At 35.0% G+C, this 14,559-nt stretch carries 14 protein-coding genes; 10 read left to right on the forward strand and 4 right to left on the reverse strand.

The window, feature by feature from the left end:
- The first annotated feature begins 9 nt into the window (after window positions 1-9).
- Window positions 10-717, forward strand: coding sequence for a 3-deoxy-D-manno-octulosonic acid kinase (locus tag GQR44_RS13570; RefSeq protein ID WP_166372295.1), 708 nt, complete (start codon window positions 10-12; stop codon window positions 715-717).
- Window positions 718-814: 97 nt separating this feature from the next.
- Here the strand turns inward: GQR44_RS13570 and waaA are convergent, their stop codons facing one another.
- The gene (gene waaA, locus GQR44_RS13575; RefSeq protein ID WP_166372296.1) at window positions 815-2,071 is read right to left on the reverse strand and encodes a lipid IV(A) 3-deoxy-D-manno-octulosonic acid transferase; all 1,257 of its coding nucleotides are present in this window, start codon (window positions 2,069-2,071) and stop codon (window positions 815-817) included.
- A gap of 88 nt (window positions 2,072-2,159) precedes the next feature.
- On the opposite strand from waaA, the gene GQR44_RS13580 reads away from it, so the two are divergent.
- From GQR44_RS13580 to GQR44_RS13605, 6 genes are all read left to right on the forward strand, one after another.
- The gene (locus GQR44_RS13580; RefSeq protein ID WP_166372297.1) at window positions 2,160-3,200 is read left to right on the forward strand and encodes a UDP-N-acetylglucosamine 2-epimerase; all 1,041 of its coding nucleotides are present in this window, start codon (window positions 2,160-2,162) and stop codon (window positions 3,198-3,200) included.
- Between the two features lie 149 nt (window positions 3,201-3,349).
- Window positions 3,350-4,117: a glycosyltransferase family 2 protein gene (locus GQR44_RS13585; RefSeq protein ID WP_166372298.1), complete on the forward strand. Its 768-nt coding sequence runs from the start codon at window positions 3,350-3,352 to the stop codon at window positions 4,115-4,117.
- Between the two features lie 36 nt (window positions 4,118-4,153).
- A complete protein-coding gene (locus GQR44_RS13590) occupies window positions 4,154-4,525 on the forward strand; it encodes a capsular biosynthesis protein (protein WP_166372299.1) in 372 nt (123 codons plus the stop codon).
- The gene (locus tag GQR44_RS13595; protein ID WP_166372300.1) at window positions 4,525-6,111 is read left to right on the forward strand and encodes a capsular biosynthesis protein; all 1,587 of its coding nucleotides are present in this window, start codon (window positions 4,525-4,527) and stop codon (window positions 6,109-6,111) included. Before GQR44_RS13590 ends, GQR44_RS13595 begins: the two co-directional genes overlap by 1 nt.
- Entirely contained in the window at window positions 6,108-6,833 is a 726-nt protein-coding gene (locus GQR44_RS13600; RefSeq protein WP_166372301.1) for a glycosyltransferase family 2 protein, read from the forward strand. Before GQR44_RS13595 ends, GQR44_RS13600 begins: the two co-directional genes overlap by 4 nt.
- 2 nt (window positions 6,834-6,835) lie before the next feature.
- Window positions 6,836-7,792, forward strand: coding sequence for a WavE lipopolysaccharide synthesis family protein (locus GQR44_RS13605; protein ID WP_166372302.1), 957 nt, complete (start codon window positions 6,836-6,838; stop codon window positions 7,790-7,792).
- 195 nt (window positions 7,793-7,987) lie between these two features.
- Here GQR44_RS13605 and GQR44_RS13610 read toward each other — a convergent pair whose 3' ends face one another.
- The 3 genes from GQR44_RS13610 to GQR44_RS13620 all read right to left on the reverse strand — a co-directional run bounded on the left by GQR44_RS13610 (window position 7,988) and on the right by GQR44_RS13620 (window position 11,384).
- Entirely contained in the window at window positions 7,988-8,995 is a 1,008-nt protein-coding gene (locus tag GQR44_RS13610; RefSeq protein WP_166372303.1) for a WavE lipopolysaccharide synthesis family protein, read from the reverse strand.
- A gap of 86 nt (window positions 8,996-9,081) precedes the next feature.
- Complete coding sequence (locus GQR44_RS13615; RefSeq protein WP_166372304.1) at window positions 9,082-10,158, reverse strand: glycosyltransferase family 4 protein; 1,077 nt, start codon at window positions 10,156-10,158, stop codon at window positions 9,082-9,084.
- A complete protein-coding gene (locus GQR44_RS13620) occupies window positions 10,155-11,384 on the reverse strand; it encodes an O-antigen ligase family protein (protein WP_166372305.1) in 1,230 nt (409 codons plus the stop codon). The genes GQR44_RS13615 and GQR44_RS13620 overlap by 4 nt, the downstream gene beginning before the upstream one ends.
- Before the next feature lie 295 nt (window positions 11,385-11,679).
- On the opposite strand from GQR44_RS13620, the gene glpE reads away from it, so the two are divergent.
- From glpE to tkt, 3 genes are all read left to right on the forward strand, one after another.
- Entirely contained in the window at window positions 11,680-11,991 is a 312-nt protein-coding gene (gene glpE / locus GQR44_RS13625) for a thiosulfate sulfurtransferase GlpE (RefSeq protein ID WP_166372306.1), read from the forward strand.
- 126 nt (window positions 11,992-12,117) lie between these two features.
- Window positions 12,118-12,468, forward strand: coding sequence for a DUF6572 domain-containing protein (locus GQR44_RS13630; protein ID WP_166372307.1), 351 nt, complete (start codon window positions 12,118-12,120; stop codon window positions 12,466-12,468).
- Window positions 12,469-12,676: 208 nt separating this feature from the next.
- The coding region (gene tkt, locus GQR44_RS13635) for a transketolase (RefSeq protein WP_166372308.1) at window positions 12,677-14,559 on the forward strand (1,883 nt) is incomplete at its 3' end.

Below are 14,559 nucleotides of genomic sequence, written 5' to 3' on the forward strand. Positions count from 1 at the left end.
ATTAGAGTCATGTTGAAAACAGTTGAGCAAAATAAACACTATATAATATTCGATGATAGCTTAATTAGCGATGATATTGAACGTTGTTTTGATGCTCAATTCTGGCTTGAACAAGATAAAGTAGTCGGCTCTGCGACGGGGCGAGGTACAACATGGTTTGTTCAATTGGCAAAAATGCAAGCTGCGCTACGTCATTATCGACGAGGTGGCTTATTTGGCAAGATAATATCAGACCATTATTTATTTAATGGTTGGCAAAAAACACGCTCAGTGGCTGAATTTCATTTGTTACAAACCTTAAAGCAACATGATGTAAATGTGCCTAAACCCATTGCGGCGCGAGTGATTAAAAGAAATTTTTGTTATCAGGCGGATCTGCTGTCAGAAAAAATACCAAATGCACAGGATTTAGTGGCGGTGTTACAGCAACGTCCATTAACTGAAACGGAATATAGCGCGATTGCGATACAAATAAAAAAAATGCATCAAGCTCAGGTAAATCATACGGACTTAAACATTCATAATATTCTTTTAGATAATGATGGGAAAGCTTGGATCATTGATTTTGATAAATGTTATCAGCAACAGGGAGAGGCTTGGAAAGAAGCAAACCTTCAACGCTTATTAAGATCCTTTAATAAAGAGCTTAATAAACGCCAGATAAAATGGACTCAGAATGATTGGCAGTGCTTATTTAACGCTTATCAACATGCTTAGTTTATTTAGTTTGCACCGCGTCTTTAGTTTGCATTGCGCTTTTAGTTTACCTCGCGCCTTTGGTTTTCATTTTGTCGATAGTTTGAATCTTATCGGTTTACATCTTATCAATAGTTTTCTGCAATGCCCCTTGATTCTGCTGTACAAAACTAAACGCTATCTCGCCTTGTTCAAGGCGCATTTTTTTATTATCAAATAATTGCATTAAAGAATGTGTTATTTCACTACTATCATTGCAGACCGTACAAGCGCCAAGCTCGACTAACTGCTCGGTTATTTGCTTAAAGTTAAAATAACTTGGACCAGTTAAAATTGGCTTTTTAAGTGCTGCGGGCTCTAACAAGTTATGTCCACCCACTTTATCCCCAATTAAACTACCGGCGATAAAACAAACATCAGCGGCTCCTAATAAAACCATCATTTCGCCCATTGAGTCACCTAAATAGACCTGAGTATTCTCAGTAATTGCTTGTTGACTACTGCGAGTGGTCACTGATAAACCAGTTTGCTCTGCCAATATTTGCACCGATAAAAAGCGCTCCGGATGACGAGGGACTAGGATTAATAATGCGTTAGGTTTCTTCGATAATAGCTGTTGGTGAGCTTTTATAAGTTGTTCATCTTCACCTTTATGCGTACTGGCGGCAATCCATATAGGTCTGTCTTGTCCTAGCGAATGACGCAATAATGAAGCTTGTGTTAGCTGTTCGTTATTCACCTTAATATCAAACTTAATTGAACCTGTAACACTGACTTGCTCTGTTTTTAATCCCAAGTTCATAAAACGCTGTGCATCTTGTTTTGTCTGCGCCAAAATATAATTAATATTTTTAAGCAATAAACTGAAAACAAAGGGGAATTTTTTATAGCGAGCTTCAGAGCGTGCAGAAAGACGAGCATTAATAATAGTGACGGGAATGTTATTTACTTGGCAGCAGTGTAAGGTATTAGGCCACAGTTCTGTTTCCATAATAAACAGCGCTTGCGGTTGAATAGCGCTAATAAATCCATTAACTGCAAATGAAAAGTCGACAGGCGTATAACGGTGTTCAACTAAACCTCCAAGTTTTTCTGCTTCTGCAGCACCTGTGCTGGTGGTGGTAGTAATGATAATTGATACTGTAGGATTTAGTTTTTTGAATGTTTTGATTAAAGGTGTAACGGCTAATACCTCTCCAACAGAAACCGCATGGATCCAGATCGGCGCATTTATCGCATGCTGTAACTGAGGTGTAAACCCGAAGTGCTCCTTCCAACGTACACCAAACTTAGGCTTGTTAGGCTTTGATTTATAGAGAGAGTAAAAGAAAAAAGGTGACACTAATATAAGCAGTAATGTATATAATATTCGCATGTGGTATCAGTTAGTTTGCTATCTAAATATTTATATAGTTTACACTAATTTTATTTTTAGATAGAAATATACTTTAAAAGGCTAAATTATGAAGAATTCAGATATACCTATTAAATATAAGTTTTTGTTTTATGTAGAGCAAAACTATTCATTTGATATCTTACGACCTCTTCAAGCAGAAGCTTTAGAAAAAGGCCATCAAGTTTGTTGGTTATTAATAGGGAAAGATGTAAACCCTTCTTTTCTTAATGTTGACGAAGTTCAAATTAAGACGTTTGATTTAGCTATTAAGTATCAGCCAGATGCGGTTTTTGTTCCTGGCGATAGAGTGCCTCGCTTTATTCCTGGACTTAAAGTTGAAGTGTTCCATGGACTAAATGAAAGTAAACGAGGCAACGTTTATCCTGAAAGGGGGTTATTCGATTTGTATTGCACTGAAGGTCCTGAAAGAACTTCTTCATTGACTAAAGAATCAATAAAAAAAGGGTACTTTAATGTTGTTGAAACAGGTTGGATTAAATTAGACAGTCTTTTAAATTATCAATCATCAAAACAATATGAACGTCCCCAAATATTATTTTCATCTACTTTTAGCCCATCACTTTCATGTGCAGAATTAGCTTACGAGGAAATTAGGCGATTAAGTAAAAATTCAAAATGGCAGTGGCTAGTAACATTACACCCCAAAATGTCGTCAGCGACAGTAGAAAAATATAAAAAATTAGAAAATGAGAATTTAATGTTTATGGACAACAATAAAGTGATTAAATGCATGCACCGAGCAGATGTCATGGTGTGTGATAATTCTTCAATTTTTCAAGAGTTCTTATTGTTAAATAAACCTGTCGTAACAATAAATAATCGTCAACCTTTAGCTTCTTTTATTAATATAAATAATCCTAAAAACTTAGAGTCAGCTATTTTAGATGCATTAAATGCTTCACCTGAACTGTTACAGTCCATTAAAGAGTACGGTCCTTCTGTTACTCCTTTTTTAGATGGGCGGTCATCTCTAAGGGTATTGAATGCTGTGGATCATATGTTAAAAAGTAATTGGATGGATAAAAAACCGATGAATCTTTTAAGGAATATTAAAATTCGCAAACAGCTAAAGTATTGGAAGTTTTAAATAGAATTTTATGAATTATTGAAGTTCAATACTTTAAAGTATTGTAATCAAATTTAACTTAGTTGGTGTTTATATATTGGATTATGTAACCCTGTTTTGTGTATTTTTTAAATATACCAGCTAAAAACTTTAGTTAAAAAGGAAAAACAATGAAGAAGAATACATTATCAGTAATTTTAATTACTAAAAATGAAGGAGATCGTGTTGAGCGTTGTTTGAAATCGGTATCAGAACTTGCCGATGAGATTATTGTTTTAGATAGTGGTTCGACCGACTCAACTGTTTCAATATGTGAAAACTATACAAATCATGTGTTCGTGACTGATTGGCCTGGATTTGGAAAACAAAAGCAGCGCGCCTTAGATAAAGCAACATGTGAATGGGTCTTATCTATTGATGCAGATGAAGCACTTGATACAAAAATGCAAAATGCACTTAAGAAATTATTATCACAAAGTGTGATAGAACAAGATGCATTCAAACTTCCCTGGGGAGTTACCATATATGGGAAAACATTAAAATATGGGCGTAGCGCTAGAGCAGTTTTACGCTTGTTTAAACGGGATGGTGCATACTTTACACTCGATGAAGTACATGAAACTATTGTTCCATCAGGAAAAAAATACGGCGTATTAAATGGATTGTTATTACATTATACACATAGAGACTATAAACATGGTTTAGATAAAGCATGTGACTATGCTTGGTTGGGGTCTCAAAAGTATTTTCGTAAAAATAAAAAGTCTAATGGCTTATTTTTCGCTCTTTTGAGAGCTACTTGGACTTTCTTTTTAATCTATGTAATACGTCGTGGATTTTTAGATGGTAGCATTGGTTTTATTATGGCGATGACTTATGCTCAAGTAAATTTCAATAAATATGTTGGATTATGGTTATTAGAAAATAATCGCAGTTGAACTTACCTTTTTAATCCAGAAAGTGGATATGTCTTAATGAAAAAACTTATTGTCGATTTAGATGGCACTATTACTAAAGCAGATACAAATGACTACATTAATGTTTCACCTAATTTAGCGGTTATTAAACAGCTTCGTCATTATAAGGAATTAGGTTATAGCATAACTATTCATACCGCTCGAAACATGCGTACCTATAAAGGTAATGTAGGAAAGATTAATATATTTACCTTACCTATTATTACTGCTTGGTTAGAAAAACACCAAGTACCATTCGATGAAATATTAGTTGGTAAGCCTTGGTGTGGACATGATGGGTTTTATATCGATGATCGTGCTATTCGTCCATCTGAATTTTCTGCTTTAAGCATTGATGAAATAGAAGAGCTATTGGCTAAGGAAAAGTAATGTTCTTGATTATGTCGGGTGATTATATCACTCAAGAATTACGCTCAGAATTTGGTAAAATTCCTCCATCATTTTTGCCATTAGGTAATAGGCGTTTATTTCAACATCAAGTCAAATCAGCGCCTGAAGATAAAAAAATATTTCTGAGTCTACCCGAAGGTTTTACTCCTGATAACCATGATTTAACTTGGCTTGCTCTACACCGTGTTACTATTCTAAAAATTCCTGAAGGCTTATCACTAGGCGAGTCTTTAGTATCTGCATTAAATTTAGCCGAATATGATAATCAGATCTCATTAAGTATTCTTTTTGGCGATACGTTATTACCTAATTTGCCAAGTAATGAAAATATTATTTCTATTTCTCAAGTCGATAGTAGTTACCATTGGGCTGTTGTTAATAATGATAATAGTATTTGGCTAAACACTAGTGAGGGGGGGGAGGAGTTAGACAAGCATAACGTAGTATGTGGTTATTTTAATTTCAATCAACCTAAACAACTTGTTAGGGCTTTAGTTATGGCACATTGGGATTTTATCGAGAGCCTTAATTATTATCATAAAAAGTGTAATCTAAGCGTACTCGAGGTTGACAATTGGTTAGATTTTGGACACCTAAATACTTATTATAGATCCAAAGCAAAATTTACTACTCAACGTGCTTTTAATAACCTTGAGATTACGCCTCGTTGGATTAGAAAATCTAGTCATAAAATTGAAAAAATCTCTGCAGAAGCTAACTGGTTTGAAAATGTACCTGCTCAATTAAGAATATTTTTGCCCCAATACCTTGGTTCAATTATCACTAAAGAAAGTGCTTCTTATCAATTAGAGTACCTTCATTATACTGCGCTCAATGAACTGTATGTTTTTTCTGTTCTTCCTGAAATTGTATGGAAAAAAATACTTAGTAATTGCTTGTTTTTTATAGAGGAATGCCATAAATATAAAGCACCTAATCAATCTGCAGGTGTTGATTTAAAGGACATGTTTCAAGATAAAACTACAGTTAGACTTAATGAGTATTGTCAGGGAATTGGCTGTACTCTGGAGACTAAATGGTTGTACAATCAAAATCTAAACGCTTCATTTTCTGATTTACTACAATGTAGTGAACAATTTTTACCCCCCTCAAGTCACCATAATAGCGTAGTTCATGGTGACTTTTGCTTTAGTAATATATTGTATGATTTTAGAACCAATAATATAAAAACAATTGATCCTCGAGGGATCGATTTAAATGAAAATTTCACTATTTTTGGTGATGGTCTTTATGATGTAGCTAAACTTAGCCATTCAATATTAGGGTTATATGATTGGATCATAGCTGAATATTATGAAGTTGATATTAAGCAGAATAGTATTCAATTTACACTCGACGTGCCAAATTCAATTAAAGGTATCCAATCCTTATTTTTAACATTAGTGAATGATAAGTTTAATCTAACAAGTAATGCTTTATACGCAATGCAAATACAGCTATTTTTATCGATGTTACCTCTACATAGTGACGATAAAAAAAGGCAACAAGCATTAATGGCCAATGCATTTAGGTTATACAAAATAATTAAAGAGGTTAAACAATGATCGTTATCCCAATGGCTGGATTAAGTTCTCGTTTCTTTAAAGCTGGATATACAAAACCAAAATATATGCTTGAAGCTCATGGAAAGTCTCTTTTTGCACATGCTGTAAATAGCTTTTCTGAATATTTTCAAACAGAAAGTTTTTTATTTATCGTTCGTGATATTTTAGGGACGGTTGATTTCATCAAAAAAGAGATCGCTGTTTTAGGAATAAAAGAAGCACATATTTTTATTTTGGATAAAGAGACAAAAGGGCAAGCAGAAACTGTCTACCTTGGTTTGCAATCAATATCTAATAGTGAAGAAACAATTACTATTTTTAATATTGACACCTTTAGACCTGCATTTCGTTACCCTGAGAATATCGAACGTTGGAATGGTTATTTAGAGGTATTTGAAGGGGAAGGTGATAATTGGTCATTTGCAAAGCCAGAGTCTAGCAACAGCACTAAAGTTATTGAAACAGCAGAAAAACGAGCTATTTCAAACTTGTGTAGTACAGGTTTATATTATTTTAGGAGTATTTCATTATTCAACCTTAGTTATTGTGATTATATTGCTAAACCTGAAAGTCAATGGGAAAAAGGTGAACTTTACATCGCGCCTTTATACAATTACCTTATTAATCAAAAAAATGAAGTTCATTATCACCTAATCAAGCGTGATGAAGTTATTTTTTGTGGTGTTCCAGATGAATATTTATTATTTTTGAAAAAGGATTGAGTGTGGATCTAGTATTCCAAAAAATCAGTGTTGTTGTACAAGGACCAGTACAGTCTTCTAAAGCTCGAAAGCAACAAGAAGGCATAACTGAAAAGTGTTTGTTAAGTATTCGCCAACATTTACCGGGTGCCACTATTATCCTTTCGACGTGGAAAGGGCAGGATATTAGTCACTTAGAGTATGATAAATTAGTACTAAGTGACGACCCAGGACAAAATGAAGATGCTTATTGCCCTCTTAATTACCATCGCCAGGTCCTTTCTACAAAAGCTGGTCTGGCAGTTGTGACAACGCCTTATGCGATGAAATTAAGAAGCGATAACTTCTTAATTGGAAATGAGTTTGTCAAAATTCAAAAAGCATTCCCCAAAAACTCGAATAAATATAAACTTCTTACTGAGAAAGTCGTCATCAATAGTAATTTATTTCGTCGGACTTCCCACGGTCATAAAGTAGTTTTCAATGCGAGTGATTTTTTCTATTATGGTTTAACTACTGATTTAAAGTTGATCTGGGAACAACCTCTTTTTGAAGATCAACCTTTTGCCCAAGAGTTATTAAAGAAAAGTATATTACGTGAAAAAGGAAGTCAATCTTTAGAAGCAGAGCAGGTCTACTGTCAAATATGGTTGAGGAGATTAACTAAAGATGCTCCGTTATTGAAACATCGTTATGATTCTACTATACAGGATGTAAAGTTTTGGGATGAATTTTTAGCAAATAATATTATTATTTCCGATCCAGAGTTTATAGGTTTAGGCTTAAGGGATACGTCTATTCGTAGAAAAAAAAGAGCCAATGAATATAGCCATTTAGATTGGTTGAAGCTCTATCAGAAATATTGTAACAAAAAACAAAAAATCCCTTTTTCAAAAGCACAGCTAGGGCTATCGATAAGAAGATTTTTTAAACTACCTATTAGTAAACTTTATACTGATCTTAAATTGATTTTTAAATAAATATAATCGGGTGAAATTTAATATAGTTCTGGACGAGCCAATAGTATCAATATCTTTAGATAATTTACATCAATTGAAGTCAAAGATGTTGTTGGCTACTTACAGTCAGTCAATTTTTTAAAATACACATGAATAAAAAATGAATCGTTTGCTTTGCTGGAATAGCTAGAGTTACTTAAAAGTAACTCTATAACATTAAGATACGTTATACTTTTTTCGTTTTAACTGACGGATCTTTGCTTCAAAATAAATGGGAAAGATGTATTTTAGACGATTAATAAACAACTTAAATCTAAGTATGTATGTAGGTTCTATATTAAAAGTTGGGTCACAATATTTTTTGTAAAGATCTTGCCACTCATGAAAGTAGATATGAGCACACTTTCCTCTTTCTCTTGATATTCTGACTTTCCCGTTAGAAAATTTCTCGCCTAAATTAAGTCCGATCTCTTCGGGAGAAGAAATAATTAAATTATTCGCATAGCAGATATCAGATTGCTTAGATTTTTCTGTACTATTGTCTAATAAGTGTTCAAGTGTAATTGAAGGTTCAAATTTTTGTAATGCTTGTAACCAAAATAATTGAGTACAATCAGTTATATAATTAGGGTGTGATGGACTAAAATCGTGTTCAGATTTCTTTTTATAATCTTTGACTAAAGGTAGATCCCATAACGTGAGTAAATCACCAGTCAAACCGAAATAAAAAAAATCGCTTAGATGAAAAGCTACTTTTTGCCCTTTAGCGTACTTTCTAGTAAATGCGTTCGCTGTAACAACTCTTTCTTTGAGGTATCTATATTTATTACTTCGAGCAGGGAACTGCGTTTGTAATGATATAAAGTTATTAGATGTTAGATAATTATCACTTCTTAATTTGATCGCATACTTGGTTGTTACTCGTTTAAGACCTTCTAAAGTTGAAACAATTTGTCTATTATTATTATAATATTTAGGTGACCCATCTTTATTGTATTTACGAATATTCTGACCTGGATCCTCACATAAAACTAATTCATCATAATCTAGACCATCTAAATTTTGATTGTGCCATGTAGATAAAATTATTTTTGCCCCAGGTAAATGCATTCTAACTGAATTGAGACATTTTTTAGTTATACCTTCTTCTTGTCCTCTATTGCCTAAACTTTGGACTGGCCCTTGAACCACAACACTAATATCGGTATAAATTTTATTCTTCATGTTTATCTCTTTAATTATAAAAACTTATTTTCATACAATGCAAAAGAAGCACCAAATGATAGAACTACGTCTATTTTGTACATCACTCAATTAAGTAGTCTGTTAAAGAACAATAAGTGTTCTTTAACAGTATTTTTCTCGTTAAACTTTTGTGCTAAGCGCTTTTGTGCGGCAATACTCATTGATTGAATTAGTTCTTTATTATTAATTAGCTTATTCATTGCATCTGCAAACTCTTGAACATTTCCGGCTTCCGCTATGAAGCCAGTTTTACCATCCACAACAAGTTCAGGTGAGCCTCCTGTTGTTGTTGCGACGGATGGAGTCGCATTTGCCATTGCTTCAATAATGGTTCTAGGTAAACCCTCGCCACTGATTGATGGTTGAACCTGAAAATCTGCCATTGTCATTAATGACGGAATATCTGTTCTATGCCCAATATAGTGAATACGTTCACTCATTGGACTTGCTTTGATCTCATCAAAATACGGTTCAAATCCACTACCAGCTAAAATCAAATGAAAATCTGGGTTTGTAATCGAATGGGTCGCTTGTAATAAAAGAGAAATACCTTTGCTGGGCCTTACATGTGCGGCACAAACAGCAATAATATGCTCATCTGTTAAACCAAATTCACTGCGTAGAGTAGGTGCAACTTGATACCACTCTAGCTTGTGACCTTTATAAATAGTTACTACATTATCTTTGTTTTTCCAAACTCGTTGAACAACATCTCTTTCAACTGCTTTTGATACACATACAATACCGTCAACGCGAGGGTGTAACTGAGTTAAGTAAGCCGATGGGTCATGACGATACAAGCCGCCTGTCGTGCCCCGATAGACAACTAATTTAGCTTTACTCCCAATACATGCAAATGCAGCGTTAGGGATTGTTTTAGAATTAAATGCATAACAAATATCAATGTTGTTTTCTTGTAAAACTTTACGAATTTTTTTGATCGTAGTAATGCATATTTTTTTTGTGGGGTAACCATCAATGACATCAACTCCACAGTCCAGGAACCTCTGTTTATAAGGGCTATCTCCTTGTGTCATTACTGTTACACGGTGCCCTTGATTGACCATTTCAATAAACATTTCAGCCTCAGGTCTTACACTGTTCCAAGCATGCTTATATGAGCTGCAAACGAGAATTTTCATCGTACTACCCCTTTCTTTTCAGGAACTGATGTTTGGTTGGTATGAAGAAACATCGCGTAAAATATTATTGTATACATTAAATAATGCAGCATTCCAGAATGATGATTTATGTAGTTTTGAGTCATACAATATCCCATCACAAGTGTAATATGTGCAACGCCGAGCTGTGCAAAAACACTGTTTTTAACATCTCTTTTGAATATGAAAAAGTATAACGGTAAACAAAAGAACAGCATTAATGTTGTTAAGCCAATAACTCCTTTTATAGATAGTTCTTCAATGTAGCTATTATGCAGCCTACCAAATTTAAGGACAATAGGGGCAACTAACTTCTTGTCAACTAGAGTTTGGTTATATTTTTGTCTGTCCTTGTAACCCGTACCAAAGATTGGATTTTCAATGAAATTATAAATGCCACTTTTCCACATCTCTATACGTGCGCCAAGAGATGAGTTGCTATTATTTTGTTCAGTAAACTGAGTTATATCTTGAAGTGCTTTCTTAATGCGTTTATCTACAATGTTATGAGAAATTAGACTACTACTTATAAGTATTATCGCTAAGGTTACACCTACTTTTACAGAGATTAACTCGCGGTTAATTATTAACAGCCAAATAATCACAAAGGGCGCAATTATCCACCCGCCACGAGCACCTGATAACATACTTGCTAACACACCAAAAAATGCACATGTTAATGCTATTATTGTCCATGCAATTTTTTTGTCTTTTAGGTGTTGAATTGCAATAGTTAAAGAAAAAATGCCTAGCGACATGGCAATATCACCGGATTGAATTACCATATATCCAAAATCATCAAATGCGCGTATACCTAAAACTTGATAATGATACAGTGCAATCAATCCACTGATGAAAGAGCCTGTTAAAATCCCTATAAAAACCCACTCCTTTTTCGGAGGGAAATTCAATAGAAGAATAAAGACTGGAAGGATGAAAAACGTTCGACTAGGCATATCTAAGTTACTAAGTTTACCGCCTAATATTAATAGTGATAAAGCGGTAACCAATGCATAGCAAATGAAAGAAAATCCAATTTTATAAAACTCAGAAGGTAATCTGTTTTTTAAGGTTATAGGTAAAATTAACAAAGAAATAATACATAATAAAATAGCAATATAAGAATAACTTTTGCCTGACATAAGTATGGTTAAAGAGTATAGGAAAGTTAACAAAGAAGTGAGTAAAGTTAAATGCTTAGTGTTCATTAAATGGCTCTTTATTAAAGTTGTTTATATTTTTAGGGATAAATTTCCAAGTGGAAATTTATCCCTAAAAATATGTGAATTAAATAGACTTACATATGTAATGTCAGAGTTATATTGAATTTTTTATCGAAATGATTGGTCGGTATATCGATTGTTCAGGTTCTATATGGAATTTGCAAAAGCACTATTTTAGGGCATGATACGCATAGTTAAACTGAGTTAAAAGAGATATCATTATTTTATCTGTAATCTAATAAAAATAAAGTATTTTGCGTTCAAATTATAAGGAAAAAGTATGCCCACATTCAAGTTAATAGAAATAGCTGAAACGAAGCAGCGGTTACAAAATGAAGAAGCTATTCTTGTGGATACTCGCGATCTTCAATCTTATACAGCGGATCATGTTGAAGGTGCATTCAATTTAAACAATGACACACTGAAAGCATTTTTCGATAAAGTTGAGTTTGATACGCCAGTTTTTGTGGTTTGTTACCGTGGTAATAGTAGTAAAGGAGTGGCTCAATATTTAGCTGAACAAGGTTATGAAGATACTTACAGTGTCGAAGGTGGGATGGCTATGTGGCGTCAATTATTCCCAATAAACTAAAGGCTTAATAGCATGGTTTAATGACATAAGCTGATGGCATAGGACAATCGCGTTGATATATAAAATAGATTATTCGTATTCCTGAGTGATCCAGTTAAATAGAAAAGATAAAAATAAAGGTTATTTATGAGTGTAGTAGATACAGATAGCATTGATGCAATTGGTATGGAGAAAGAAGCCAAAAGAGTCTTTTTAAGTATTATTGATTCATTAGTGTGGGATCATGACGACGTTCATCTGTTTACGTTACAAGAAAAAATTAATACGTATCTGTATTTCATTGAATCAGGTGAATTAGTTAATGCTTTTCCAGATGCTGAAGGATTTGATATAGCTATTGAATTAATCCTCAAGCATATGCCTACAGATCAAGCGATTACCTTTTTTGATAAAACCACTCAAATTCTTTTAGACAAAGGCATTATCTTTGTTTTTGGTCCGAATAAAAATGCAGGCTACGCGGAACAACATAGTTAAGCTTGCTCTATCCCAGATAAGATGCCTTAGTTTATCCTTATCTGGAATTCATTCCCTTCAGGTTCTCCTCCTTAGATTGATCTTTATTTTGTTTAAATATGTGATCAAATTTTAACTTTACCATTGCCCCTGCTCTGGGTATTTGGGATAATCCGCGCCTCATATGTCCGCACTTTTCATTAATTCAAAATGTAATCAGGAGAAACAGATGCCTTCTCGTCAAGAGTTAGCTAACGCAATACGCGCCCTTAGTATGGATGCTGTCCAAAAAGCCAATTCAGGTCACCCAGGCGCACCAATGGGTATGGCTGATATTGCGCAGGTCTTATGGACTGACTTTTTAAAGCATAACCCGACTAACCCAAACTGGGCTGATCGCGACCGCTTTATTTTGTCTAACGGCCATGGTTCAATGCTTATCTATTCTCTATTGCATTTAACAGGTTACGACCTTTCAATTGAAGATCTTAAGAGCTTCCGCCAATTACATTCAAAAACACCGGGTCATCCGGAATATGGTTACGCACCAGGTGTCGAAACAACAACAGGCCCATTAGGCCAAGGTATTACTAATGCCGTTGGTATGGCGATTGCTGAACGCTCTTTAGCGGCTTCTTTTAACAAAGAAGGCCACGATATTGTTGACCACCATACTTACACTTTCCTAGGTGATGGTTGTTTAATGGAAGGTATTTCTCATGAAGCTTGTTCTTTAGCGGGAACCTTAGGCCTAGGTAAACTGATTGCATTCTGGGATGACAACGGTATTTCAATCGATGGTGACGTAGAAGGTTGGTTCACTGATGATACACCTAAGCGTTTTGAAGCTTACGGATGGCAAGTTATTTCTGTTGATGGGCATAACCCTGAAGAAATTAAAGCGGCTATCATCTCTGCAAAAGCAGAAACGACTAAACCAACGATGATTTGTTGTAAAACAATTATTGGTTTTGGCTCACCTGCTAAGCAAGGTACACACGATTGTCACGGTGCACCATTAGGTCACGATGAAATCGCTGCAACGCGTAAAGCATTAGGTTGGAACCACGGTCCATTTGAAATCCCTGCCGATATTTATGCAGGTTGGGATAACAAAACACAAGGCCAAGCCGCAGAGCAATCTTGGGATGAAAAATTCGCAGCCTACGCTGCGGCTTACCCTGAATTAGCAGCTGAATATAAACGTCGTGTTAATAACGAATTGCCTGCTGAATGGGAAGCTAAATCTTCTGCTTACATTGTTGATTTACAAGCTAACCAAGGCAATATTGCAACACGTAAAGCCTCACAAAACTGTATCGAAGCATTTGGTGCAATGTTACCAGAGCTATTAGGTGGTTCTGCTGATTTAGCGCCATCTAACTTAACCATGTGGTCTGGTACTAAAGCCATTACTGCTGATGACGCTACGGGTAACTACTTACATTACGGCGTACGTGAGTTTGCAATGGCTGCCATTATCAATGGTATTGCATTACATAAAGGTTTTGTTCCTTACGGCGCAACATTCTTAATGTTTATGGAATACGCACGTAACGCACTACGTATGTCTGCAATAATGAAGCAACGTTCTATTCAAGTGTTTACGCATGACTCAATTGGTCTAGGTGAAGATGGTCCAACACACCAACCTGTCGAGCAAATTGCAAGTTTACGTTTAACACCGAACATGAACACATGGCGTCCATGTGACAGCGTTGAATCTGCTGTTGCTTGGAAATTTGCGATTGAATCTGTTGATGCACCGTCATCACTTATCTTTAGCCGTCAAAACCTGAAACCACAAGCGCGTGATACACAGCAATTAGCGGATGTGGCAAAAGGTGGTTATGTATTGCTTGACTCTGAAACACCTGCTGAAATCATCTTAATTGCGACAGGCTCTGAGGTTGAGTTAGCAATGCAAGGTGCTGCAGAATTAACAGCTCAAGGTAAAGCGGTACGTGTTGTATCAATTCCTTGTACAGAGCAGTTTGAGCTTCAATCAGCTGAATATAAAGAGTCAGTACTACCAGCAGCGGTAACTAAACGTGTAGCAATTGAAGCAGGTATTGCTGATTACTGGTACAAATACGTTGGCTTAAACGGTGC

The sequence above is a fragment of the Psychromonas sp. SA13A genome, assembly GCF_011378715.1.
Taxonomy (GTDB): domain Bacteria; phylum Pseudomonadota; class Gammaproteobacteria; order Enterobacterales; family Psychromonadaceae; genus Psychromonas.

What these genes read in the sequence shown, in the direction of transcription:
- GQR44_RS13570 (WP_166372295.1), top strand. Translation starts at nt 10, where the DNA reads ATGTTGAAAACAGTTGAGCAAAATAAACACTATATAATATTCGATGAT.
- waaA (WP_166372296.1), bottom strand. Translation starts at nt 2,071, where the DNA reads ATGCGAATATTATATACATTACTGCTTATATTAGTGTCACCTTTTTTC.
- GQR44_RS13580 (WP_166372297.1), top strand. Translation starts at nt 2,160, where the DNA reads ATGAAGAATTCAGATATACCTATTAAATATAAGTTTTTGTTTTATGTA.
- GQR44_RS13585 (WP_166372298.1), top strand. Translation starts at nt 3,350, where the DNA reads ATGAAGAAGAATACATTATCAGTAATTTTAATTACTAAAAATGAAGGA.
- GQR44_RS13590 (WP_166372299.1), top strand. Translation starts at nt 4,154, where the DNA reads ATGAAAAAACTTATTGTCGATTTAGATGGCACTATTACTAAAGCAGAT.
- GQR44_RS13595 (WP_166372300.1), top strand. Translation starts at nt 4,525, where the DNA reads ATGTTCTTGATTATGTCGGGTGATTATATCACTCAAGAATTACGCTCA.
- GQR44_RS13600 (WP_166372301.1), top strand. Translation starts at nt 6,108, where the DNA reads ATGATCGTTATCCCAATGGCTGGATTAAGTTCTCGTTTCTTTAAAGCT.
- GQR44_RS13610 (WP_166372303.1), bottom strand. Translation starts at nt 8,995, where the DNA reads ATGAAGAATAAAATTTATACCGATATTAGTGTTGTGGTTCAAGGGCCA.
- GQR44_RS13615 (WP_166372304.1), bottom strand. Translation starts at nt 10,158, where the DNA reads ATGAAAATTCTCGTTTGCAGCTCATATAAGCATGCTTGGAACAGTGTA.
- GQR44_RS13620 (WP_166372305.1), bottom strand. Translation starts at nt 11,384, where the DNA reads ATGAACACTAAGCATTTAACTTTACTCACTTCTTTGTTAACTTTCCTA.
- glpE (WP_166372306.1), top strand. Translation starts at nt 11,680, where the DNA reads ATGCCCACATTCAAGTTAATAGAAATAGCTGAAACGAAGCAGCGGTTA.
- GQR44_RS13630 (WP_166372307.1), top strand. Translation starts at nt 12,118, where the DNA reads ATGAGTGTAGTAGATACAGATAGCATTGATGCAATTGGTATGGAGAAA.